This window comes from Actinomadura rubrisoli, assembly GCF_004349215.1.
In the GTDB taxonomy this organism is placed as follows: Bacteria; Actinomycetota; Actinomycetes; order Streptosporangiales; family Streptosporangiaceae; genus Spirillospora; species Spirillospora rubrisoli.
In genome coordinates this window covers 13,960-37,460 of the sequence record NZ_SMKU01000052.1, presented here as the reverse complement: position 1 = coordinate 37,460, position 23,501 = coordinate 13,960, and the positions used below count along the sequence as shown (strand labels likewise).

Sequence of the window (23,501 nt, the reverse complement as noted above, 5' to 3'; positions counted from 1 at the left end):
GGTGTGGGGGGTCGTCCCCCCACCGGGTATCGGCCCGGTTCCCGGAGCGGAGCGCTAGCGGAGTGGAGGGGGCCGGGCCGGTCGCGGTTTCCGGGGGGTGTGGGGGGTCGTCCCCCCACCAGGAATCGGCTCGGTGGCAGGCGACCGACAGTTCGTCCCGCGCCGTGTAGTAAGGCCGGACGATCAGCTCCCCGCCGCCGGACGAGACGGTCTGGGACGGGAACGCCAGCTTGCCCTGCTTGCCGGGCGCGTCGTCCAGGAGCGTGGCGAGGCGGGCGTGGACGTCGGCGACGTCCAGCCAGAGGTCCCAGTGCACCGGGGGGCGGACGGCCGCCAGGGAGGTGAGGGGCAGCCGGGCGTGGAACTCGGTCCCGTGGATCCGCGCCGCGCCGACCGCCGTGCCGCCGCCCTCGCGCGCGAGCGCCACCAGCCGGGCCTCGCCCGACCGGGGGCCGCTGTAGGCGAGCAGGCCGCCGACCCGGATCTCGTCGTCGCGCGGATGCACGACCTCGACCTCGGCGTGCGGCACGACCTCGTGGACGCGCACCATGACGCGCCCCTCCCGCGACCGGGTGACGCGGACGGAGCGCCGGCGGGGGAACGCGGCGTAGGCGCGCAGCTCGTCGAGGGAGAACCCGGGGTCGTCGGTCAGCAACGGCCGGGTGAGGCTGCCCGCCTCCAAGTGCACCTCCCACGCGCCCGGCCCCAGCTCGCCGAGCGCGAGCACGCAGGACCGGCGGTCGCCGGCGGGGTTCGCGGCGCGCTCGTCACCGGACGAGCCGTGCCGAAGGACGATCCGCTCGCCGTCGGGCAGCGGATCCGGCCAGCGGATCAGCAGGCCGTCGTCGGCGGCCACCCTCACATGGTTCGCCACCGCGTTCACAGCAGCAAGCCTTCCTCCCAGCACTGATCGTGCGGACACTCAGCGTATCAACATGTATTGAACGCTCAATGAACTGCCCTTGGGTAGAAGGACCACTTCCGGCCCGAACCTTTAGCGCCGGGCCCTGCCGAGGCGGCGGCCGGCCGACCGGGCCAGGGCGGGCACCTTCCCGGGGACGACGTGGACCGCGAGGTTGCCGCCGCCCGTCCGGTAGTAGGCGGCCCGGCGCATCCCGAACGCCGCGCACGGGACCGCCGCCGCCTTCGGGGCGTCCGGCATGGGTACCCGCAGCCGGACGGTCTCGCCGCCGACCGTGAACGCCAGCCAGATGTCCCAGCGCCCGGCGGCCAGGCCGCGCAGGTCGGCGACCGCGGTGAACTCCATGCGGCCGTCCCCGGCCGTGAGCCGGACCTCGGCCTCGCGGCCCGTCCCCTCGCCGCGCGGCTCCACCCGGACGGCGAGGCCGACGCGCCCGGCCGCGCCGGACCCGGCGGGCACGTGGCCGCGCACGCGCAGCCGCGCGCCGCCGTCCCAGCCGATCTCCTCGACGCGCAGCAGCTTCTCCAGGGCGGCGGGGCCCGGGACGACGGTGAGGGTCAGGTTGTCGTAGGCGCGCGTGAAGAACGGGGTGACGCCCGCTCCCGCACCGTCCTCGGACGTGACGAACCGTGCCGGCGGTGCTCCGAGGTCGGGGGAGCGGTCGGCGCCGAGCCGTCCCTCCTTGGCGAGCTGGTCGCAGACGACCTCCACGTGCAGGTCCCAGGCGCCCGCCGGCAGGGGCGCGCCGGAGGCCGCCGTGCACGCGTCGATGTCCACGGTGAAGCCGCCGTCGCCGTCGGACTCGGCGGGCACCCGGTGCTCGGCGCCCGACTTCTTGTCGCGCAGCAGCATCCGGACCGACTGCCCGGCGGTGTCGACCTGGCCGAGCCGGACGGTGCCGCTGGCGCGCAGCCGGTCGCCGTCCCACCCGAGCGCCGTCATGTGCCGCTCCACCCGCAGCCGGTCGGTGACGTCGTAGTAGCTGTCGGAGATGGCGGCGCCGGGCTCCCGGAAGCCGGGGTACCGCAGGTAGGCGTGGTCCTTGTCGACCACGACCGGCACCGGCTCGGGCGCCAGGTGCGCTTGGACGATCTTGCTGAGGAGCTCCTGGTGCCCGCTGCGCGCGCAGTGGGCGAGCAGCCGGTGCCGGGGCGGCATCCGCCTGAGCACCGCCTGGCTGAGGAAGTCCTCGCAGAGGTTGCGCGCCCCGTCGCGCGTCGCCCGCCGGAGATCGGCGTCGCCCGCGAGGAACGTGCCGTTGAACCGGTGCAGGACGTCGCGCTGGAAGTGGCGGATGAGCATCCGGTCGCGGACCGGGCCCGGCTTGGTGTGCGACATGACGTTCTCCAGCAGCGGACGGGCGGCCCGGTCGAAGTACTCGGTGGGCCCGGCGCCGCCGGTCTGCATGATGCTGGTGCCGTCGTTCCGCTCCACCAGGAAGTAGCAGTCGTAGTCGGCGACGATCGACACGCCGGAGGAGTGCAGGAGCGCATGGGCGGTGAACACCTTGTCCTCGCCCGAGAGGATCCCCGCCGGGAAGCGGATCCCGTGCCGTTCCACGAGGTCCCTGCGGAACAGCTTGTGCGCGGTCAGCGACCTGCTGTAGACGTCGAAGTCGGGGTCGTCCACGGTGACGCGCGGGACGTTCTTGTCGAAGCGCGCGACGCCCCGTCCGACGCCGACGTAGTTGCCGATGGCGATGTCGGTGCCGTTCTCGTCGGCCATGGCGCACAGGCGCTCCAGGGCCTCGGGACCGAGCCGGTCGTCGGCGTCCAGGAAGAACAGGTACTCGCCGCGGGCGCGCTCGATCGCGGTGTTGCGGGGGCCGCCGGGGCCGCCCGAGTTGGGCTGGTAGACGACGCTGAGCCCGGGATGCTGGGTGGCGAGCCGGTCGAGCTCCTCACCGCTGCCGTCGGTGGACCCGTCGTCCACCGCGACCACTTCGATCAGCTCGGGGGCGAGCGTCTGCTCGAACACCGAGCGCAGCGTCCCCTCCACCGTCGTACGGCAGTTGTACACGGGAACGATGACGCTGACCTTGGGGGAAGCCATGGCGGTCCAACCGTTCAAAGAGATGACTGGAAGACTCTGTCGACCGTACGGGCGGCGGCGTTCCCGTCGTCCAGGGGGCAGAAACGCTCGACGAAGTCCTGGTACCGCGACCGGTGCCCGGCGGTGGCGTCCTCGATGTTCCCGATCGCCTCGATCAGGTCGTCGGAGGTCTCCACCAGCGGACCCGGCGCCTCGGCCTCGAAGTCGAAGTAGAAGCCGCGGAGCCGGTCCCGGTAGTCGGCCAGATCATAGGTGAAGAACAGCATGGGGCGTCCGGTGTTGGCGTAGTCGAACATCACCGACGAGTAGTCGCTGATCATCATGTCGGAGATCAGGTACAGCTCGGTGATGTCGGGGTAGAGCGACACGTCCCGGACGAAGCCGCCCGGGTCCTCGGCGATGCCGTCCACGACGTTGGTGTGCAGCCGGACCAGCAGCACGTGGTCGTCGCCGAGCGCGGCGCGGGCGCGCTCCAGGTCGAGCCGCATGTCGAACTTGTAGCGGCCCTTGCTGTAGTACTGGTCGTCGCGCCAGGTGGGCGCGTACAGCACGACCCGCTTGCCCTCGGGGATCCCGAGCCGCGTCCGGACGTCCTTGGCGACCGCCTCGGCCTCGGGGCTGTGCATCAGGTCGTTGCGCGGGTAGCCCGCCTCGATGATCTCGCCCTGGAACGCGAACGCCCGGCGGAAGATCTCCGTGCTGAACGGGTTCGGGGACAGCAGGTGGCTCCACTCGGGGATGGCCGGGCCGGTGGACTTGGCCTGCAGCGCCTTCTTCATTCCGGGCGCGTAGGCGAAGTGCACCTCCTTGATGTCCTTCCCGATCTTCTTCAGCGGGGTGCCGTGCCAGGTCTGCAGGACGATCTGGTCCGGGTGCCGCTGGAACCAGTCGCCGAGCCGGTGGTTGGTGACGATATAGCGGGAGGTGGACACCGCCTCCTGCCACTCCCGCCCGTTCAGCCGGACGGCCTCCAGCGTGCTCGGTAGCTCCACCTGCGCGTCGTTGACGACCCAGAGCTGCTCCAGGTCCGAGCCACGCCGGACGAGCTCCTGGTGGATCGCCTTCGGGCTGTCGGAGTACTGCCGCCCGTTGAAGCAGGAGAACAGCACGGCGTCGCGGAGCCCGTCCCGCTCGACCCGCCGGCGGGCCTCCTCGCGGATCTTCGGGCCCTCGCCGCGCTCCTCGCGGGACACATCGCCGGTCACCGACACGACGAGCCGCCCGTCCGCGGACTCCAGGTCGTACTCGCGCCGCGCCACCTCCAGCGCCTCGGGCAGGCCCTTCTGGGCCGGGCCGGTGAGGCGGACGGTCAGCGCCCGGCCCCCGTGGGGGCGGAACAGCACGTCCCAGCGGCCTGGGCGCAGCGGCAGCACGCCCGCCACGCTCGGCACGGCCGCCACGGGCACCTCGGCCCGCAGCGTCCCGGACCCGTCGGCGACCAGGTCGAACGCGAAGTCCTTGCGGCGGGCGCGGCCGCGCAGAACGATCTGCCCGGCCTCGTGCGCCGCGTGCGTCGCGGTCAGGGCCAGGGTCCCGTCCGGGCGCCACGCGCAGTCGGCGACGAGCAGCCGGGTCGTGGTGAGCCGGACGCGCAGGTAGCCGCTGGGGCCGCGGCCCGCGACGACCTCCAGCGCGCCGAACGGCCGCGCAACCTCCTCCACGCCCTCGGCGAGGACCAGGGACCGGCCGTCGGCGGAGATCGTCCAGTCGCGGGTGTCGTCGATCGCGTCGGGGTCGATCGGCACGTCCGCGAGCGCCGCCGGATCGACGCGGGCGCTCGGCGCCCCGCCGGCGGTGGTGACCGGGACCCGGACCCGCGTGTCGCCGAGCCGCAGCGTCAGCTCCGCGGGCGGGTCGCCCGCCGCCGTGAGCCCGATGACCAGCGCGTCGCCCTCCCAGCGCAGGGACGACGCCTTCACCCGGACCTTCTCGACCTCGACGCGCAGGTTCCCGTCCACGATCCGCGGGACGACGCGGACGTCGTCGGCGACGTAGTGGTACGGGGGGTGCGCGCCGGTGCCGGAGCCGCCGCCGCGCAGCGGCCCCTGGCGGAACACGCCGGAGTTCAGCACCGAGGCCCGCACGTCCCAGATGCCCTCGACCCACGTCCCGCGGTCGCGCAGCCTGCCCGCGTCCAGCGAGAACTCGAACCCCGACCAGGCGCCGGAGGTCTTGCCGGGCTTCGGGGTCTGCCGCGCCCGCGCGATGATCTTGCGGCGGCCCGAGCGCAGCGTCACCGTCTTCAGCGCGGTCCAGCGGCGGCGCGAGCTGACCGAGTTGATGTACGCCTCGCCGGTGACCGTCAGCCGGTCGCCCTCCCAGCGGACGGCGTGGACGCGGCCGCGCAGCTTCACCTCGTCGCGGGCGCGGTAGACCTCGCGCGGGATGTCGAGCGCGTTGTCCTTCCAGTACGGGTACACCACGTACCGGCGCACCGGGTCGCGGACGATGGACGGCGAGGACTTGCCCCGCTCGTACCGGACGACCTTCACCAGCTCGGTCGTGTGCCCGGCCGAGGCCAGGTGCCACTTCAGGCGGACCAGCGCGGGCGCCTCGGCGAACACCTTCGCGGGCACCCCGGCGGCGAACGCGGCCGCCTGGGCGACGACCTGATCGCGCTCCTCGCCCGGCAGGTCGGGCAGCACGTCCAGGAACACCCGCAGCTCGGTGGTGACGGCGGCGAGCTGGAGCGGCCGCGCGTCCCTGGCGCTGCCGTGCTCGGCGAGCCAGGTCGTTGCGAGCGTGACCGCGCCGAACCCGTCCGCGATCTCCTGCGCCTCCGTCGTCGGCGCGTACCGGGCCGGCCGGCGGTGCAGCACGACCTCGGGCAGCACGTCGATCGCCTTGGCCAGGTGCAGCGCCTGGACGGTCACGGCCAGGTCGTCGTACCTGCCGATGTCGGGGAACTCCAGCCCGCCCGCCTGCCAGAACGAGCGGCGGAACAGCTTGCCGGTGATCTGCCTGCTCAGGATGAGGTCCGGGTGGCGGCGCAGGTCGGTTCCGGTGGCCGGCGGAACCGTCGCCTTGCGGGGCTGCCACGACCACACCTGCCCGGTCCGCTTCCTGGCCGCCTCGCCGCCGAGCGCGAAGTCCGAACCGGACCTCTCCAGGGCGGACAGCAGCAGTTCCAGCGCGTCCGGGGGCAGCTCGTCGCCCCCGTCCACGAACAGCAGGAACGCGCCGCCGGCGGCCGCGACCCCGCGGCCCCGGGCCGCGCCCCGGCTGAGGGCGCCCTCCCGGACGAGCCGGAACCGGTCGTCGGGCAGCGCGATCCCGGCGGCGGCGCCGGTGCCGTCGTCCATGACGAGCACCTCCAGCTCGCCGTGGGACTGCACCGACAGGGAGGTCAGGGTGTCGGGCAGCGACTCCCCGGCTCCGTGTGAGAGGACGATGACGCTGATCCGGCTGGTGGACAAGCGACCCACTCCTTCGACCACTTGAGGACCTGGGAACCGTGGCCAGGTCGTGAGACGACGTGTTGTGAGCGGCGGGAGCCGCGGATGCGGGAGCGGGGCGGGCGGATCTACATCGGCGGGTTCGGGACCTGCTCCCCGAGGAACAGGCGGCGGACGGCGCGCTCGGCCGCGTGCCCGTCGTCCCACGGGCAGAACCGCGCCCGGAACCCGTCGCGCGCCTTGACGGCCGTGTCGCTCCACGCCGCCCGGGAGACGAACGCGTCGACCAGTTCGCTCTCCGTCGTCGCGACGACGCCGGGCGGGGTGGCGGTCAGGTCGAAGTTGACCCCGCGGGTGAGCCGGTAGGTCTCCCAGTCGTTGGCGTAGATGACGATCGGCTTGTCGAGGTTCGCGTAGTCGAACATGACCGAGGAGTAGTCCGTGAGCAGCGCGTCCGAGGCGATGCTCAGGTCCTCCACCGACGGGTGCGCCGACACGTCGATCACCCGGCCCTCGGGCCAGCCCAGATCCGCCGCCATGTTCTTGATCTTGTAGTAATAGTGCGCTCGCAGCAACAGGACGTGGTCCTGGCCGAGCTGCTCGACGAACCGGCCGATGTCGAACATCGGGCTGTAGCGGCGCTGGTAGTCGCGATGCGTCGGCGCGTAGAGGATCGCCGTCGCGCCCTCCGGAACGCCGATCTGCTCGCGCAGCCGGTCCCGCTCCGCCTCGGTGGCGGTCACGAGCCGGTCGTTGCGCGGGTACCCGATCTCCAGCATCTCGTAGTTGCACGGGAACCCGCGCTCCCACGCCTCGGACGACAGCGGGTTGGACGACAGGAGGTAGTCCCAGCGGTCCGACCGGGTGATGAGGGCCTTGAAGTCCATGTCGTTGGCGCCGACCGGGAACTCCATCTGGTCGAGCCCCATCTTCTTCAGCGGGGTCCCGTGCTGGGTCATCAGGTGCACCTGGCCGGGGCGCTTGACGAGGTGGTCGGGGAAGTTGACGTTGTTGACGAAGTACTTCGCCCGCGCGATCGTCCGGTAGTAGTCGGCCGACCCGGACACGACGTACTCCACGCCCTCCGGCATGGTCTTGCGCGCCCCCGGCTTCACCACCCACACGCCGCGGATGTGCGGGGCGAGCTCCTTGGCCTTCTCGTAGATGGCGGCCGGATTGCAGGCGTAACCGCGGTACCAGTACGCGCCGAACACGGCGAGGTTCTCGTCGATGGAAAGGCGCCGCTGCATCTGGTAGAAGCGGTCCTTGGCCATTTCCTTGGAGTACTGCACGCCGCGCTTGCGGAGGTTGTTGGCCTTGCGGCCGCGCTTCTTGGCCTTCGCCTTGACCGATCCGGGACCGAGGCGCTGGAAGCCCCGGAAGTCGTTCTTCTCGATCAGCCGGTGCTTGTCGGCCAGGCCGGGCTTGTTGTCGGGCGGGACGTGGCCTTCCGGCTTGTAGCGGTTGTAGGTCTTCGACATCTCGGCGAAGAACCGCTCGTTCTCCGACTCGTGCACCCGGTCGCCCCGCTCGATGATCACCAGCAGGTGCCAGATCGTCCGGTTGAACATCAGCTCCCGGAACGGCTCGGCCTTGGGGCCCATCTCGTCCATGAAGTCGAAGATGCGGTCGTACTGGGCGAACGCGTCGAAGTGCTTGGCGCCGGTCGTCTTGGTGATCGCGCCGCGGCGGCGCTGCCGGTAGATGTAGCAGACCCGGTCCAGAAGGCTCAGCCGCTCGGCGGCCATGAGGATCGGGTAGGTGACGTTGACGTCCTCGTAGTAGCCGCCGCTGAAACGCAGCCCGAGGTCGAGGAGGAACTCCCGGCGGATCGCCTTGTTCCACGCCGTCATCATCATCTCAAGGACGCTCGGGCGCTGTTCCAGCGTGAAGACGTCGGGCGCCGGCGGCTCGCGGAACAGGTCGTTGATGATGCTGCGCTTGACCTTGCCGTTCCAGTACGCCCGCGCGTAGTCGAAGACCAGCACGTCCGGACGAGTCTCGGCGAGCCGGTCGCAGATCGCCCGGACGGCGCCCTCGGTCGCGTAGTCGTCGCTGTCGAAGAACCAGACGTACTCGCCGGTCGCCATGTCGAGCCCGGTGTTGCGGGCATGCCCGAGCCCGACGTTCTCGGTGAGGTGGCGCACGCGCACCCGGGAGTCGCGTTCGGCGAACTCGTCGAGAATCTCTCCGCATCCGTCCGGCGAGGCGTCGTCGACCGCGATCACTTCCAGGTTCGGAAGGTCGGGGTCGAGGATGGAGTCCATGCACTGCCGGATGTAGCCCTGCACTTTGTGCACGGGCACGATGATGCTCAGGGAGATGTCGTTACCACTGCTCACGCGTCGGCCAATCAACTACTCGGTGAAAATTTGGACTATACCCGCACATGGTAGTTAGGGCTTGAGCAGCCGGCGCGCTTTGGGCTCGACGGCCCAGCGGGCGGCCCAGCGCACCGGCTCGGTCGCCAGCACCACGCCGAGCGCGAGTGCGGCGAGGGTGACCGAGACGATCCCGAGCGGGTTGTGCAGGACCGGCTCGGCGAGCACGCCGGTGTAGTCGAAGGTCTTCACGACGAGCCCGTGCAGGAGGTAGACGTACATCGTCCGCGTCCCCATCCGGGTGTACCAGGATTGCCCGCGCGGGATCGCGGCGAGGAAGGCCGCGCCGAGGACGAGTGCGAACGCGACGGCGAGGAGGCGGCCGGCCATGCCCTCCAGCGCCCCGTAGCCCATCTCCTCGTAGCCCATCGTCCACCACACGAAGCCCTTGTGGACCTTCGGGAGGACCGTGCCGCGCTCCCAGACGTAGGCGATGGGCAGCGCCGCCGCCAGGACGGCGAGGCCCGCCCAGCGGGCCCAGGAGCGCCGCAGGATCTGGACGTGCCGGGGCTCGATCGTCAGCCCGAGCACGAAGAACGGCAGCAGCCCGGCCGTCCGGCTGAGGGTCGTGTCGGCGGTGAAGGCCCAGCTGCCCCCGACCAGGGCCAGCGCCATCGACACCGCGAAGGGATGGCGCAGGTGGCCCCACAGCGGGGCGCTCAGCCGCCAGAACACCATCGCCACCAGAAACCACATCAGGAAATGCGGGCGGAAAAGCTCGTTCAATCGGAAATCAACGTCATTGACGAAGACGAGCTGCAGCCGATAGAGGACGATGAAGATGACGTACGGGACGATCAGCGTGGGAAAAATGCTGCGGAACTTGTCCGTCGAGCGGAGGAATCCGCGGGAGAAGTATCCGGAGATGAACACGAACACCGGCATGTGGAAGCCGTACAGCACCATGTACGCCGCGTGCACCGCGTTGCTGTCGTTGAACTCCGCCCAGACGTGCCCGACCACGACCAGCAGGGCCGTGAAGAACTTGGCGTTGTCGAAGTAGGCGTCGCGCTGCCGCGGGCGCGGCTCGACCGCCCCGGGAGACTCGGTGGCCGGCTCGTCGGGGGCGGGCGGACGTGACTGTGGGAGGGTTTCCGTCATGTCTCCGAAAGATTCACTTGGTACGCGACGATCGTTCACGTGGAGGCATGGCGACTCTAGTGCCCGTTTGGGGGCCCTGGGGCCGGTTAGGCGAGACTCCTGCGGTCGCGGCGATCGTCATCGGCGGGCACCCGGCCGGCGCAGCGGAGTGAAGACCCAGGTCATCTTGGGCTCCAGCGCCCAGCTCATGCCGCGGACGACGGGCTTGGAGCACAGCAGCGTGCCGACGACCACGGCCCCGGCGAGCACGGCCAGCACGCCCTGAGGGGTGTGCATCCAGTCCGAGCCCCACCAGCCGGTGAAGTTCAGCAGCCGGGTGACGAACCCGTGCAGCAGGTACGCGTACAGCGTCGCCGCGCCGAGCCCGGTGAACCAGTACCGCCTGCGCGGCACGACGCAGAGGAACGCGACGACCAGAAGCGTCGCGGAGACGAACATGCCGAGCCGCATCACCGTGCCCGCGAAGTTTCCGACCCCGAGCATGGCGTGCGGGTGCTTCCAGTAGACCCAGGCCCGCGACATGTGGTTCATGGCGAGGTAGGAGCAGCCCAGCCCGGCCGCGAGGACGCACCACCCGATCGGGCGGGCGATCGGCTTTTTGACCAGCTCGAAGTGCTCGGGCTTGAGATTGAGGCCGAGGACGTAGAACGGCAGGAGCCCGATCACCCGGTGGATGTCGAACGTGCCGCCGAGGTAGCTCATGTACGACAGCAGCGCGAACGCCAGCGACACCGCCAGCGGCCATCTGATCTGCTGCCAGACCGGCGTGGACAGCCGCCACAGGAACAGCGCGCACAGGAACCACGTGAGGTAGTACGGGTTGAGCAGGCTGATCTCCAGCTCGTTGCGTCCCGCCAGCCAGTCGTAGATGGAGTAGGCGAACTCGAACACCACGTACGGCACGCCCACGTTGGTGATGAGCTTGCGCGCCTTGCCGGCGGAGAACGTCCAGTTCCGCGAGAAGTAGCCGGTGGTCACGATGAACAGCGGCATGTGGAACATGTAGATGAAGATGTACAGACCCTTGGCCAGGGGGACGTTCAGCAGGCCCTCCAGGGAGTGCCCCGCCACCACCAGCAGGATCGCCAGGTACTTGGCGTTGTCGAAGAACGGGTCGCGCTGCTTGCGCGCACGCGGGGCCCTCTCCGCGGCCTGCTCCTCAGCGAACCGCTCACCGGCGGACCGCCCATCGACGGGGTGCTCGGCGGCGGGGTGCTCAGCGGCGGGTTCGGCGAGTCCGGCCCCGGTGGCTGTCGCGGGGCCCGTGGCGAGCCGTGGGCTGTACGTCATGGCAGCGAGGTTAGGGCTCCTTGCAGATGTCGTCGTTGGCTTTGATCTCGCCGGTCTGCTTCGGGATGCCCGCCCTGGAGCTCTTCAGGACCGTCCAGTCGGAGCCGACGATCAGGTCGACGACGCCGGGCGAGCCGCCGCTTGTGCGGGCCGCGGGCTGCGGTTTGCCCGGGATCAGCCCGGCCAGGGTCTGGGCCTGCTGGTCGGCGCCCGAGCCGTACAGGACCTTGCTGGTCCGCGTGCCGGGGGCGTTGCCGCCCACCGTCACCTGGAAGCCCTGCGACTCCAGGTCCTCGGCGACGCGGGTGGCCTTGCCGGTGACGCCGCTGGCGTTGAACACCCGCACCCGCACCTGGCTCGGCGGGATCTTGGCGCCGCTCGGCTTGGGCTCGGCGGGCACCGTCTTGTCGTTGCGGATGGAGGCGAAGAACGGCTGGGCGCCCGCGTTGAGCGCGACCCGGTTGGGGTCGAGCGGGTCGGGGCCCGACGGGACCGTGACAAAGCGGAGCTTGCCCGAGGTCATGCCCTGCATGCCCTGGGCGATCTTCATCATGACCTGCGGCGTCAGTTCCTTGTCGGTGGTGAGCGACTTGGTGGTCGCGTTCATCAGCGACAGCAGCCGGGCCGGGTTGCTGAGCACGCCCGCGCTCATCGCCTTGTTGGCCAGGGCGCCCATGAACTTCTGCTGCCGCTTGATGCGGTCGGTGTCGGAGCCGTCGCCGAGGCCGTGCCGGTTGCGGACGTAGGCCAGCGCCGTCTCGCCCTTGATCGTGTGGCGGCCCCGGGTGAGCTTGAGCTTGGACTGCCGGTCGTCGACGTCCTTCGGCAGGCACACCGGGACGCCGCCGACGGCGTTGGTGATGGACTTGAAGCCGTTGAAGTCGACCTGCATGAAGTGGTCGATGCGGATGTTGGAGATGTTCTCGATCGCCTTCATCACGCAGCCGGCGCCGCCGCTGGTGAACGCCGAGTTGATCTGCGCCCGGGACGCGGGGGGCGTGCTGCCGGTCTTGGTCTTGCAGGACGGCATCGGGATCATCAGGTCGCGAGGGAAGCTGATGCCCATCGCCTGCCCGCCGCCGGGGGACAGGTGCAGCAGGATCATCGTGTCCGAGCGGGGCGGCTCGTTCTTCATGCTGCGGCCGTACTTGGCGTTGGCCCCGGCGCGGGTGTCGGACCCGAGGATGAGGATGTTCATCGCGCTGTTCAGCTTCTTGGGCCGGTTCGGCCCGAGCTGCGCGTTCACGTCCTCGTGCGCGATGTTCCCGAACGCCTTGCGGTACAGGCCGTAGGCGGTGAGGGAGCCGGCCACCATGACCGCCGACAGTCCGATGCACACCCAGCCGAGGATGCGCCAACCGCGTCGAGGCGGCGCCGGCTGCGGATCGGCGTCGTCGACGTACTCCATGTACATCGGGTTGCTGTTCATCGGCTCCGGGGTCCGGGGGTGCGCCCCGCCTTCAGGGGATCGGGTGTGCGGTCGCGGGTCGGGCAAGAGCAAGGGAAGCGTAGGTCAGGAGAGCCGGTGCAGGGACCCGGATGCGTCATTCCATCCCGGCAGACCCGCCACCGCCGTCACATGCTCCAGGGTGACTCGTCGATCTAGGGCGGCTTTGTCGAAGTTTCGTTGAATTATGACGGAAGCACCTGAGGCTAGTGGTGCGAGCAGGCCCGCCAGAAGCCCGTCGAGTGTGGCGAACGACATGTCAACCAGGACACGGTCCCGTGCGTCAAGGTCCCACTTCGCGACGGCCGCATGGGCCGCGGCGACCAGGTCCGACCCGCTCAATGTGGCCTTTGTCACACTGAGCGCGGGTGCCGCGGGCGTCACCTCGGGGCCCGCCGCGAACCGGTCGCCGTAGGCGCGGACCTCCGCCGCGTAGTCGACGACCCCCGCCGGGCACCGCCCCAGCGGGCCGCCCAGCGCGTGCAGCGACAGGCCGACGATCTCCTCCGCGCCGGTGTCCGCGATCACCTCGTCCAGCACCTCCTCGGCCGCCGCCAGGATGTACGGCCCGGAGGCCCCCAAGGGTTCGGCCGCGTCCGCTCCGATCCGCGTCCGGACCGTCTCCGGGTCGACCGGCTCGGCGACGAGCCCCGCCGACCAGCAGGCCATCAGCCACACCGCGCTCTGCCAGTGCGGCGGGAGCGCGAGCACCGCCCGCGTGCCCGGCTCGGCGCCCAGGCCGTCCACCAGGAAGTTCGCGGTCTTGGAGACCCAGTTGTCGAACGTCCGCGCCGACAGCTCGACCCGCTCGCCCGGCCCGTCGTCGTAGTAGGTCACCAGAGGCCGGGACGGGTCGCCCGCCACCCGCCGCCGAAGCAGCTCCGCCGGGCCGATGTCCTCCTGGGCGCGTGTGGTCATGGGCCGAGCGTAGAGCCCCCGCGGCCCGCCACGCCTCACCGCGCGGCCGTGCCCGCTACGCTCCGCAGCGATGAATGACCACGTCGCGAGCACGACCGCCGGCCGGGTGCTCGCCAGGATCACCGTGGCCCCGGCCCTGCTCCTCGTGGCGTGGCTGGCCGTCTCGCTCCCGCTGCTGCTGGCGGGCGCGTTCCGTCCGGGCCCGGCGATCTGCTTGTTCGTGCCGGTCGCGGCGCTGGTGCTGTGGCAGGGCCTGCGCTCCAGGCCGCGGGGGACCAGCGGCGCGGACGGGACCAGCGGCGCGGACGGCGCGGACGGGCGCGGCGCGGCGGAGCCGGGCGGGCTGGGCGCGGTGTCGTGGTGGGCGACCGGCGCCGTCCTCGCGGTGGCGGCGGCGTTCCTCGCGCTCCAGGTGGCGATGTGCTCCGAGCAGATCATCGTGCGCCGCGACCCGGCCTCGTACGTGCAGTTCGCGACGTGGCTGGCCGACCACGGCTCGCTGCCGATCCCGCGGAGGGAGGGGGCGTTCGGCGGCGACGACAGGGCGCTGGCCTACGCCGGTCCCGCCTTCTACGAGGACGGCGGCTCGCTGGTCCCGCAGTTCATGGCGGGGCTCCCGATGATCCTGGCGCTGGGCGGCTGGATCGGCGGGACGCACGGGCTGCTGCTGATGGCGCCGCTGCTCGGCGCCTGCTCCGTCCTCGCGTTCGCGGGGCTGGTCGCGCGGCTGGTCGGGCCCCGCTGGGCGCCCGCCGGGGCGCTGCTCCTGGCGCTGACGCTGCCCATGCTGTGGGTCTCCCGCTCGACGTTCAGCGAGCCGCCCGCCCTCGTCCTGCTGCTCGGCGGGCTGGCCCTGCTCCACGACGTCCGGAAGGAGGGGGCGCGGTCGGCCCGGACGAAGGCGTTCCTCGCCGGGGCCGCGCTGGGGCTGATCGTGCTCGTCCGCATCGACGGGCTGCGGGACGTGCTGCCGGTGGCGGTGTTCGCCGGGCTGCTCGTCGCGCGCGGCCGCCGGACCGGGTACCCGCTGGCGGCCGGGCTGGTGATCGGGGTCGGCGCCGGGCTGGCCGAGGGCTTCGCGCTCTCCCGCCCGTACCTGCGGTACCTGCACGCCTCGCTCGATCCCCTCCTGCTCCTCACCGCGCTGACCGTCGTGGCGGCCGGTGTCATGGCGGTGCTGCTGCGCTGGGAGCGGACGGGCCCGCGGCTGCGCGGCGCCGGGACGGCGATCGGGCGCGGGCGGCTGCCGTGGGCCGCGGCCGTGCTGACCGTGCTGGTGATGGCGGCGTTCGCCGTCCGCCCGCTGGTGCAGACCGTCCGCCGCGTGCCGGACAATCCCGATGACGAGCTGAACGCGCACTTCATCGAGCAGGTGCAGCTGATCGGCCACCTGCCCGTCGACGGCACCCGGCAGTACTCGGAGCTGTCCCTGCACTGGGTCGCCTGGTACATCGGCGTCCCCGCGCTGCTGCTGGCCACGCTCGGCGCGGCGCTGCTGGTGCGGCGGCTGGTGCGCGGCCGGTCGCCGGAGTGGCTGCTGCCGTACGCGGTGGTGGTCTGGACGACCGTGCAGGTGCTGCTGCGTCCCGGCATCACGCCCGACCACCCGTGGGCGTCCCGGCGGCTGATCGGGCTCGTCATCCCGGGGCTGCTGCTGTTCGCCATGTTCGCGGCGGCCTGGACGACGAGGCGGATCCGCAGGCTCGGGTACGGGCCGCGGGTCGTCCGCCCGGCGGCGGTGCTCGGAGTCCTGCTACTGGGGGTCCCGATCGTGCTGTCGTCCGGGAGGTACATGGTGTCGCGGACGGACCAGCACGAGCGGGCGGCCGTCCACCGCATGTGCGAGGAACTGGGGCCGCGCCGTTCCGTCGTGATCATCGAGCGGGCCACCGCCGACCGGTTCCTCCAGGTGGTCCGCGGCATGTGCGGGCTGCCCGCGGCGCGGACGGCGCCCGCGGCGCGGCCCGCGGACGTCCGGCGCGTCATCGGGCGGGTGTTCGCGGCCGGGCGGCGTCCGGTGATCATGGCGGCGGAGCCGGGGCAGGTGCGGCAGTACGGCCCGGTGTCGCAGGTCATGGCGCTGCGGACCCGCCAGGACGGGCGCACGCTGGACGCTCCGCCCGGCGGCACGTGGCGGCTGGGCGTCGATGTGTGGATCGCCGAGCCGCCCCGCCCGTAAGGCCGCCCGGGTGCGCCGGGGCGAGTATTCTCGCCCTGCGTGAGTACCCAGTCCGCCACGTCGGCGCCCCAGCCCGCCGCTTCGACGCCCGCGCCGCCGGTGTCGCCGCCCGCCTCACCGCCGCCCGCGTCGCCGTCCCGCCCGGCGGCGGAGCCCGCGCCGGTGCCCGCTCCCGAGCCCGCGCGCGAGCCCGTCCACGTGACGATCGTCCTGCCCTGCTACAACGAGCAGGACCACGTGATCGACGAGGTCGAGCGCATCTGCGCGGCGATGGACGGCAGCGGCAAGACCTACGAGCTGCTCGCCGTCGACGACTGCTCCACCGACGCGACGCTGGCCAAGCTGGAGGAGGCCGCCCCGCGCTTCCCGCACATGCGGATCATGGCGTTCCAGCACAACAGCGGCTCCGGCACCGTCCGCCGCATCGGCTCCCAGCAGGCCCGCGGCGAGATCGTCGTGTGGACCGACGCCGACATGTCCTATCCCAACGACCGGATCCCCGAACTGGTGGAGCTGCTCGACACCGACCCGTCCGTGGACCAGGTCGTCGGGGCGCGCACCAGCGAGGAGGGCACGCACAAGGCGCTGCGCGTCCCCGCCAAGTGGTTCATCCGCAAGGTCGCCGAGCGGCTCACCAACACCCGGATCCCCGACCTGAACTCCGGGCTGCGGGCGTTCCGCCGCGAGGTCTCGCTGCCCTACCTGCGGCTGCTGCCCCCCGGCTTCTCCTGCGTCACGACGATCACGATCGCGTTCCTGTCGAACCAGCACCCGGTGCGGTACGTGCCGATCGACTACGCCAAGCGGGCGGGGAAGTCGAAGTTCCACTTCACCAAGGACGCCTACCGCTACATCCTCCAGGTGCTGCGGATGGTGATGTACTTCAACCCGCTCAAGGTGCTGATGCCGCCCGCGCTGTGGCTGATCGTGATCGGGCTGCTCAAGGGCGTGTTCGACATGGTCGTGCACTTCGGCTACTTCGCCAACAACACCATCATGATCTTCGTGACGGGGCTGATCATCGCGTCGCTGGCCCTGCTGGCCGACCTCATCGTCCGCTCGCGCGGCGACGTCTAGGCGCGGCCGCGTGCGGATCGCGATCGTCGGCCCGGCGTTCCCCTACAAGGGGGGCGGCGCGCACCACACCACCGAGCTGGCGCACCGGCTGGCCGCGGCGGGGCACGAGGTCCTCATCGAGTCGTGGCGCGCCCAGTACCCGGCGTTCCTATACCCGGGGCAGCAGACGATCTCCGAGCCCGAGGGCGAGCCGTTCCCTGGGACGCGGCGCCGGCTCGACTGGCGCCGTCCGGACGGCTGGTGGCGCACCGGGCGCTCGCTGCGCTCCTGCGACCTGGTGGTACTGGCCGTGCTGAGCCCCGTCCAGGTGCCGTCCTACCTGGGCATCCTTGCCGGGGTCGGGCGCCGTACGCCGGTCATTGCGCTGTGCCACAACGTCCTGCCGCATGAACGCAAGCCGTATGACGTGCCGCTGATGAAGCGGCTGCTCCGGCGCGTGGACGGCGTCCTCGTCCATTCCGAGGCGCAGGCGGAGCTGGCCCGGGGGCTGACCGGCCGCCCCGTGCGCGTCGCCGAGATGCCCGCGCACCTGCCGACGCCCGCGACCGTCCCGCAGGACGACGGGAAGGTGCACCGCCACCTGCTGTTCTTCGGGATCGTCCGCCCGTACAAGGGCCTGGACGTCCTGCTGCGCGCCCTCGCCGCCGGGCCGGACGACGTGTCGCTGACCGTCGCGGGCGAGTTCTGGGGCGGGCTGGACGAGACGCGGGCGCTGATCGGGGAGCTGGACCTGGCCGCGCGCGTCGACCTGCGTCCCGGGTACGTGCCCGCCGCCGATGTGCCGGGGCTGTTCGCCGCCGCCGACGCGCTCGTCCTGCCGTACCGGACGGCCACCGCGTCGCAGAACGTCTGGATGGCCTACGAGCACGGCCGGCCCGTGATCGCCACCGACGTGGGCGGCTTCGCGGACCAGGTCCGGGACGGGGAGGACGGTCTCGTCTGCGCGCCGGACGACGTCGCCGCGCTCACCGGCGCCCTGGAGCGCTTCTACGCGGCGGGGGAGCCGGAGCGGCTGCGCTCCGGCGTCCGCCCGGTCGACCACGGCCCGGTGTGGGCCGCCTACCTCGACACCCTCACAGGTGCGGTTCGATCACCTTGAGCAGGGCCCGCTTGGGCTTGGCGCCGACGATCTGCTCCACGACCTCGCCGTTCTTGTAGAGCAGCAGCGTCGGAAGGCCCATCACGCCGTACTTCTGCGGCGTCTGCGGGTTCGCGTCGTAGTCCAGCTTCGCGATCCTGATCTTGCCGTCCTGCTCCTCGGCGATCTGCTCCAGGACGGGGGCGATCATCCGGCAGGGGCCGCACCAGTCCGCCCAGAAGTCGACCAGGACGGGGGTGTCGCTCTTGAGGACCTGGTCGTCGAACGTCGCGTCGGTCACGGTGATGGGGGACGTCACGGTCGCTCCTTCGTCGGCTGTGTACCCCTGACAAGCTCCTTGGGGGCCGGTTCATTCCCGCCGTCCACGGCCGCGTCCTCGTCCGGCCCGGAGCGCTCCGCCGCCTGCCCGGCCGCCGCCTGCCCGGCCGCCGCGGGCCCGGCGCCCCGTCCGAGAAGGAGGGCGGCGCCCGCGCTCAGCAGGTCGGCGGCCGTCAGCAGGACGCGGGAGGCGATCGCGACCACGACCGGCGCGCCGGCGGGCAGGACCGGCGTGAGCACCACCGTCAGCGCCGCCTCCCGCGCGCCGATGCCGCCCGGCGCGATGAAGACGAGGAAGCCCGCCACGAACGCCAGCGCGTAGGCCCCGGTGGCGAGGAACGGAAGACCGGCCCCGTCGCCGCCCACGGCCATGCACAGCAGCCACGTGTGGACGCCGAACAGCACCCAGCCCAGCACCGTCCAGGCGATGGCCACGAGGGTGACGCCGAGGCTGACGGGATGCTCCAGCGTGGGCCGCCGGACGAGCTTGAGCAGCGTGTCCAGGCACCACGTCACGATCCTGGGGTGGAGCGCCGCCAGCATCACCGGCGCGAGCGGGAACAGCCACCAGTACCGGTCGCGGGCCGCCGCCGACGTCAGCGGCAGCGTCACGGCGGCGACGGCGAGCCCGCAGGCGGTGGACGTCGCCACGGCGAGCAGCGTGGAGCCGAAGCTGCGCTCGGCCGGGACCTTGTGCTCGCGCGCCATCTCGATCTGGGTGACCAGGGCCCACACCTTGCCCGGCACGTACTTGCCGAGCTGGGAGATCGCCGAGATCCGGAACGCGGCCCGCAGCGGCAGCGCCGACCCGAGCCCGGTGAGGAAGGTCCGCCAGCCCAGCATCCACGCGAACAGCCCGGCGAGCCCGGCGGCCAGGGATCCGGCGAGCGTCGGCCAGGACATCTCCCCGAACGCCCTGGTCGTCTCGTCCCACTGGGAGACGACGCTGTACGCGCAGAAGGCCAGCGCGAGCAGCACGAGCAGCACGCGCGAGATCCGCATGGCGACGACCTTCGTGTTCACGCGCCCAGGGTAGGCGACCGGGGTTCGCGGCGCGGCTTCGCGGACGCCGCCCCGCCCGCGAGCCCTACAGTTGGGGACGATGAAACTCTCGGATGTGGTCGCCTTCATGGGGCACCAGGTGCATGTGTGCCGGTACCGCGAGGCGGGGACGCTGCTGGACTGGATGGGCCGGGACCTGCGCGGCAAGCGGGTCCTCGACGTCGCCGGAGGCGACGGCTACTGGGCCGGGCGCGCGCGCAGGCGCGGCGCCGACGCCGTCTCGATCGACCTTGCCCGCGGCAAGATGCTGTACGGGCGGACGCTCGCGCACGCCCCCGCGCTCGTCGAGTGTGACGCGCTGCGGCTGCCGTTCGCGGACGCCTCGTTCGACGCCGTCCTGTCGGTGTGCGCGATCGAGCACTTCGACGACGGCGGCAGGTCGCTGGACGAGATGGCGCGGGTCCTCAAGCCCGGCGGCGAGATCTTCATGTCCGCCGACGTGCTGAGCCGCGCCGACGCCTGGCCGAAGCTGCGCGACGCGCACAAGGCCAAGTACCACGTGCAGCACACCTACACGCACGGCATCCTCGGCAAGCTGATGGACGAGCGCGGCCTGGACCTGGTCAGGCACTCGTACCAGTTCCGGACCGCCGCGACCGAGCGCCTCTACCTGTCGCTCTCGACGTACGGCGGGAAGGTCGGCTTCAACGCCGCCGCCCCCCTGACCCCGCTCGTCGCGCTCGCCGACCGCTCCGCCCCGAACGAGCGCGGCAGCATCGTCCTGATCCACGCGCGCAAACGCTGAGGTCGCGGCGTGCCGCTGGGGGTCTGGGCGTCCGCCCCCAGAGGAGGAACGCGGAAATTTCGGGCGTTCTGTAGGAGCGCCGCCCCCGAAGGTGGCACGCTGATCTCGCGGCGCGCCGCTGGGGTTCTGGGGGTTGGCTCCCGGAGGCGGCAATGTTCGGAGTGAGGGGCCGGACCTCGCGCGTATGCCCGGCGGACGGGCGTAGGCTCGAAGAGTAAAAAGTGATCTACGCCACTACGGCCGCGCGTCGCCAGGCCGGGCCGGGATGGGGGAGTGGACCGTGGCGCCTCGGATTCTGCTTGACGCCACCGCCGTGCCTGCCGACAGGGGCGGGCTCGGAAGGTACGTCGACGGCCTGCTGACGGCCCTGCACACGGCCGGAGCCGACCTCGCGGTCGCCTGCCAGCGCGCCGACGAGAAGCGGTACGAGCTGCTCGCGCCGCGCGCCCGGATCGTGGCGGGCCCGGCCGCGCTGGCGCACCGCGCGTCCCGGCTGGCCTGGGAGCAGTCCGGCCTGCCGTACGTGGCCGACAGCGTCGGCGCGGACGTCATCCACCTGCCGACCTACACGATGCCGGTCAGCGCGAGCCTGCCGACCGTCGTCACGATCCACGACGTGACGATGTTCGCCGACCCCGAGATGCACGACCCCGTCCGGACGACCTACATCAAGTCGGCGACGCGGACGGCGGCCCGGCGCGCCACCCGGCTGATCGTCCCGTCCCGGGCGACGCGGGACGAGCTCGTCCGGGTGCTGGGCGCCGACCCCTCGCACATCGACGTGGCCTACCACGGGGTCGACCACGAGGCGTTCCACCGCCCCGACCAGGCCGAGGTGGACCGGGTGTCCGACCGGCTCAGCCTGCACGGCCGCCCGTACATCGCCTACCTGGGTGCGCTGGAGCCGCGCAAGAACGTCCCCAACCTGATCCGCGGCTGGGTCCGGGCCTGCGACCGGCTCGCCGAGGCCCCGGCGCTGGTGCTGGGCGGGGGCGGCGGCTGGGACGACGAGGTCGACGCCGCGCTGGCGACCGTGCCGCTGAAGCTGCGCGTCCTGCGGCCCGGCTACCTGCCGTGGTCGGCGCTGCCGGGCTTCTTCGGCGGGGCGCTCGTCGTGGCGCTGCCGAGCCGCGGCGAGGGCTTCGGGCTGCCCGTCCTGGAGGCCATGGCCTGCGGCGCGCCCGTCCTGACCACGCGAAGAGGCCCGCTGCCGGAGGTCGGCGGCGAGGCGGTCGCCTACACCGAGCCCGACCCGGAGGGCATCGGGAGTGCGCTGACCTCCCTCATCGAGGACCCGGAGCACCGCGCGAAGCTTGGCGCGGCCGCCCACGCCCGCGCCCAGGAGTTCAGCTGGACCGCCTCCGCCGCGGCGCACCTGGCCTCCTACCAGCGGGCCATCGACGAGCACGAGGCTTCGAGAGAATCGCGAACCCACTAGTCTCGCTCGGACTGACCGGGCGGTGCGGAAAGGATGTTCGTGGAAGCGATTCTGCTGGTCGGAGGGCAGGGCTCGCGCCTGCGGCCCCTGACGATCTCGACCCCGAAGCCGCTGCTCCCCACGGCGGGCGTCGCCTTCCTGGCGCACCAGCTGGCCCGCGCGCACGCGGCGGGCGTCCAGCGCATCGTGTTCGCCACGTCCTACCGCGCCGAGATGTTCGAGGCGGCCTTCGGCACCCGCGCCCACGGCGTGGAGCTGGCCTACGTCAGCGAGGACGAGCCGCTCGGCACCGGCGGCGCGATCCGCAACGCGGCGCGCGCGCTCACCTGCGGGCCCGACGACCCGGTCCTGATCCTCAACGGCGACATCCTGTCGGGCCACGACGTCCCGGCGCAGATCAAGGTGCACAAGGACGCCGGGGCGGCGGTGACGCTGCACCTGACCGAGGTCGACGACCCGTCGCGGTTCGGCTGCGTCCCGACGGACGCCTCGGGGCGCGTCACCGCGTTCCTGGAGAAGACCTCGCACCCGGTCACCAACCAGATCAACGCGGGCTGCTACGTCTTCCGCCGCTCGGCGATCGACACGATCCCCGAGGACGAGGTCGTCTCGGTCGAGCGGGAGACGTTCCCGTCGCTGATCGCGTCCGGCGCCGTCGTCATGGGGTACGTCGAGTCGGAGTACTGGCTGGACGTCGGCACGCCCGAGGCGTTCGTTCGCGGCTCCTGCGACCTGGTGCTCGGGCGGCTGGCCTCGTCGGCGATGCCCGGCGAGCCGGGCGAGCGGCTCACCCTGGCCGGGGCGAGCGTGTCGCCCGGCGCGGTGGTGCGCGACGGCACGACGGTCGGGCGCGGCGCGGTGGTCGAGGCGGGCGCCACCGTCCTCGGCAGCGTGCTGCTGGACGAGGCGTTCGTCGCCGAGGGCGCCACCGTCCGCGGGTCGGTGCTGAGCCGGGGCGCGCGCGTCGGGCCCGGCGCCGTCCTGGACGAGGTGATCCTGGGCGACGGCGCCGTGGTCGGTCCCGGCAACGAGCTGCGCGGCGGCCTGCGGCTGTGGCCCGGCATCGAGCTGCCGCCGACCGCGGTCCGCTTCTCCTCCGATGCCTGACGCCTCATCGGCAGGGACGGCGGCGCCCCTCGGCGAGGTCCCGGGTGCGGCCGGGGAGCCGACCGCTGAGCGGCTCCCCGGCCGCGGGCCCGGACTGCGGCGCGAGTGGCGTCCGCCGTGGCCGGTCGACCTGCACGCGGTCCTCGCGCCGCACCGGCGCGGGCCGCACGATCCGGCGTTCCAGATCGACCGGGACGGCGCGGTCTGGAGGACGTCCCACACCCCCGACGGCCCCGGCACCCTCCGGTTGCGCGGAGTCGGCGGTGCCGTGGACGCCGCCGCGTGGGGCCCCGGCGCCGGGTGGCTGCTCGACGGGATCCCCGACCTGCTCGGGGCCCGCGACGCCCCCGAGGGGTTCGAGGCGCTGCACGACGTCGTCCGGGATCAGGCGCTGCGCCGCCCGGGGCTGCGGATCGGCCGGACGAACCGCGTCTTCGAGGCGCTCGTGCCCGCGGTGATGGAGCAGAAGGTCCTCGCGCAGGAGGCGTGGCGGGCCTGGGGCTACCTGCTGCGCCGGTTCGGGGAGCCCGCCCCGGGCGCCCCGCGGATGCGGGTCCCGCCGCCGCCCGCGGTCTGGATCCGGATCCCGTCGTGGGAGTGGCACCGGTCGGGTCTGGAGGCCGTCCGGGCCCGGACGATCATCGGGGCGGCGCGGGTGGCCGGCCGGCTGGAGGACGATCCGTCCGAGCGGCGGCTGCGGTCGCTGCCCGGCATCGGGGTCTGGACGGCCGCCGAGACCCGGCAGCGGGCGGCCGGCGACCCCGACGCCGTCTCCGTCGGCGACTACCACCTGCCCGGGATCGTGGGCTGGGCACTCGCGGGACGCAAGGTCGACGACGCCGGGATGCTGGAGCTGCTGGAGCCGTACGCCGGACACCGCCACCGGGTCATCCGGCTGCTGGAATCGTCCGGCAGGCGTCCGCCGAGGCGCGGTCCCCGGCTCGCGGTCCGGGACTATCGCTCCTTCTGA

At 72.3% G+C, this 23,501-nt stretch carries 17 protein-coding genes; 7 read left to right on the top strand and 10 right to left on the bottom strand.

The annotated features are described in order from the left end of the window. The 8 genes from E1298_RS13300 to E1298_RS13265 form a co-directional block, all read right to left on the bottom strand. Nucleotides 1–856, bottom strand: an 856-nt coding sequence (locus E1298_RS13300; RefSeq protein ID WP_131892864.1) for a hypothetical protein, incomplete at its 3' end; no start/stop codon positions are given. Between the two features lie 138 nt (nt 857–994). Further along, nucleotides 995–2,974: a glycosyltransferase family 2 protein gene (locus E1298_RS13295; RefSeq protein WP_131892862.1), complete on the bottom strand. Its 1,980-nt coding sequence runs from the start codon at nt 2,972–2,974 to the stop codon at nt 995–997. A 14-nt stretch (nt 2,975–2,988) separates the two neighbouring features. Next, complete coding sequence (locus E1298_RS13290; protein WP_165975448.1) at nt 2,989–6,390, bottom strand: bifunctional glycosyltransferase family 2 protein/CDP-glycerol:glycerophosphate glycerophosphotransferase; 3,402 nt, start codon at nt 6,388–6,390, stop codon at nt 2,989–2,991. Between the two features lie 107 nt (nt 6,391–6,497). Then, nucleotides 6,498–8,675: a bifunctional glycosyltransferase/CDP-glycerol:glycerophosphate glycerophosphotransferase gene (locus E1298_RS13285; protein WP_279498311.1), complete on the bottom strand. Its 2,178-nt coding sequence runs from the start codon at nt 8,673–8,675 to the stop codon at nt 6,498–6,500. A 90-nt stretch (nt 8,676–8,765) separates the two neighbouring features. Next, complete coding sequence (locus E1298_RS13280; RefSeq protein WP_131892858.1) at nt 8,766–9,851, bottom strand: acyltransferase family protein; 1,086 nt, start codon at nt 9,849–9,851, stop codon at nt 8,766–8,768. 117 nt (nt 9,852–9,968) lie between these two features. Further along, nucleotides 9,969–11,141 carry an acyltransferase family protein gene (locus tag E1298_RS13275; RefSeq protein WP_131892856.1) on the bottom strand — a complete coding sequence of 391 codons (1,173 nt, stop codon included), beginning with the start codon at nt 11,139–11,141 and terminating at the stop codon, nt 9,969–9,971. A gap of 10 nt (nt 11,142–11,151) precedes the next feature. Next, nucleotides 11,152–12,570 carry an LCP family protein gene (locus E1298_RS13270; protein ID WP_131892854.1) on the bottom strand — a complete coding sequence of 473 codons (1,419 nt, stop codon included), beginning with the start codon at nt 12,568–12,570 and terminating at the stop codon, nt 11,152–11,154. Nucleotides 12,571–12,654: 84 nt separating this feature from the next. Further along, the gene (locus E1298_RS13265; RefSeq protein WP_131892852.1) at nt 12,655–13,506 is read right to left on the bottom strand and encodes a TIGR03089 family protein; all 852 of its coding nucleotides are present in this window, start codon (nt 13,504–13,506) and stop codon (nt 12,655–12,657) included. Between the two features lie 70 nt (nt 13,507–13,576). Between E1298_RS13265 and E1298_RS13260 the strand changes: the two genes are divergently transcribed. The 3 genes from E1298_RS13260 to E1298_RS13250 all read left to right on the top strand — a co-directional run bounded on the left by E1298_RS13260 (nt 13,577) and on the right by E1298_RS13250 (nt 17,861). Further along, on the top strand, nt 13,577–15,685 hold the full coding sequence (locus tag E1298_RS13260; RefSeq protein WP_131892850.1) for a hypothetical protein: 2,109 nt from the start codon (nt 13,577–13,579) through the stop codon (nt 15,683–15,685). Nucleotides 15,686–15,847: 162 nt separating this feature from the next. After that, entirely contained in the window at nt 15,848–16,762 is a 915-nt protein-coding gene (locus E1298_RS13255) for a glycosyltransferase family 2 protein (RefSeq protein WP_207944604.1), read from the top strand. A 10-nt stretch (nt 16,763–16,772) separates the two neighbouring features. Then, the gene (locus E1298_RS13250) at nt 16,773–17,861 is read left to right on the top strand and encodes a glycosyltransferase family 4 protein (RefSeq protein ID WP_131892848.1); all 1,089 of its coding nucleotides are present in this window, start codon (nt 16,773–16,775) and stop codon (nt 17,859–17,861) included. Here the strand turns inward: E1298_RS13250 and trxA are convergent. Then, complete coding sequence (trxA, locus tag E1298_RS13245; RefSeq protein WP_131892846.1) at nt 17,836–18,159, bottom strand: thioredoxin; 324 nt, start codon at nt 18,157–18,159, stop codon at nt 17,836–17,838. The genes E1298_RS13250 and trxA overlap by 26 nt on opposite strands. Continuing rightward, complete coding sequence (locus tag E1298_RS13240; protein ID WP_243725558.1) at nt 18,156–19,202, bottom strand: lysylphosphatidylglycerol synthase transmembrane domain-containing protein; 1,047 nt, start codon at nt 19,200–19,202, stop codon at nt 18,156–18,158. Before E1298_RS13240 ends, trxA begins: the two co-directional genes overlap by 4 nt. A gap of 79 nt (nt 19,203–19,281) precedes the next feature. On the opposite strand from E1298_RS13240, the gene E1298_RS13235 reads away from it, so the two are divergent. From E1298_RS13235 to E1298_RS13220, 4 genes are all read left to right on the top strand, one after another. Continuing rightward, entirely contained in the window at nt 19,282–19,986 is a 705-nt protein-coding gene (locus tag E1298_RS13235) for a class I SAM-dependent methyltransferase (protein ID WP_131892844.1), read from the top strand. A gap of 280 nt (nt 19,987–20,266) precedes the next feature. After that, nucleotides 20,267–21,424 (top strand): glycosyltransferase family 4 protein, encoded by a 1,158-nt coding sequence (locus tag E1298_RS13230; RefSeq protein ID WP_131892842.1) that lies wholly within the window; start codon nt 20,267–20,269, stop codon nt 21,422–21,424. Nucleotides 21,425–21,463: 39 nt separating this feature from the next. Further along, on the top strand, nt 21,464–22,531 hold the full coding sequence (gene manB / locus E1298_RS13225; RefSeq protein WP_131892840.1) for a mannose-1-phosphate guanylyltransferase: 1,068 nt from the start codon (nt 21,464–21,466) through the stop codon (nt 22,529–22,531). Next, complete coding sequence (locus E1298_RS13220) at nt 22,524–23,501, top strand: DNA-3-methyladenine glycosylase family protein (protein ID WP_243725557.1); 978 nt, start codon at nt 22,524–22,526, stop codon at nt 23,499–23,501. Before manB ends, E1298_RS13220 begins: the two co-directional genes overlap by 8 nt.

Bases quoted from the DNA above. Each gene is read 5' to 3' on its own strand.
- E1298_RS13280 (WP_131892858.1), bottom strand. From the start codon at position 9,851: ATGACGGAAACCCTCCCACAGTCACGTCCGCCCGCCCCCGACGAGCCG.
- E1298_RS13220 (WP_243725557.1), top strand. From the start codon at position 22,524: ATGCCTGACGCCTCATCGGCAGGGACGGCGGCGCCCCTCGGCGAGGTC.
- E1298_RS13265 (WP_131892852.1), bottom strand. From the start codon at position 13,506: ATGACCACACGCGCCCAGGAGGACATCGGCCCGGCGGAGCTGCTTCGG.
- E1298_RS13235 (WP_131892844.1), top strand. From the start codon at position 19,282: ATGAAACTCTCGGATGTGGTCGCCTTCATGGGGCACCAGGTGCATGTG.
- E1298_RS13295 (WP_131892862.1), bottom strand. From the start codon at position 2,974: ATGGCTTCCCCCAAGGTCAGCGTCATCGTTCCCGTGTACAACTGCCGT.
- E1298_RS13270 (WP_131892854.1), bottom strand. From the start codon at position 12,570: ATGAACAGCAACCCGATGTACATGGAGTACGTCGACGACGCCGATCCG.
- E1298_RS13275 (WP_131892856.1), bottom strand. From the start codon at position 11,141: ATGACGTACAGCCCACGGCTCGCCACGGGCCCCGCGACAGCCACCGGG.
- E1298_RS13260 (WP_131892850.1), top strand. From the start codon at position 13,577: ATGAATGACCACGTCGCGAGCACGACCGCCGGCCGGGTGCTCGCCAGG.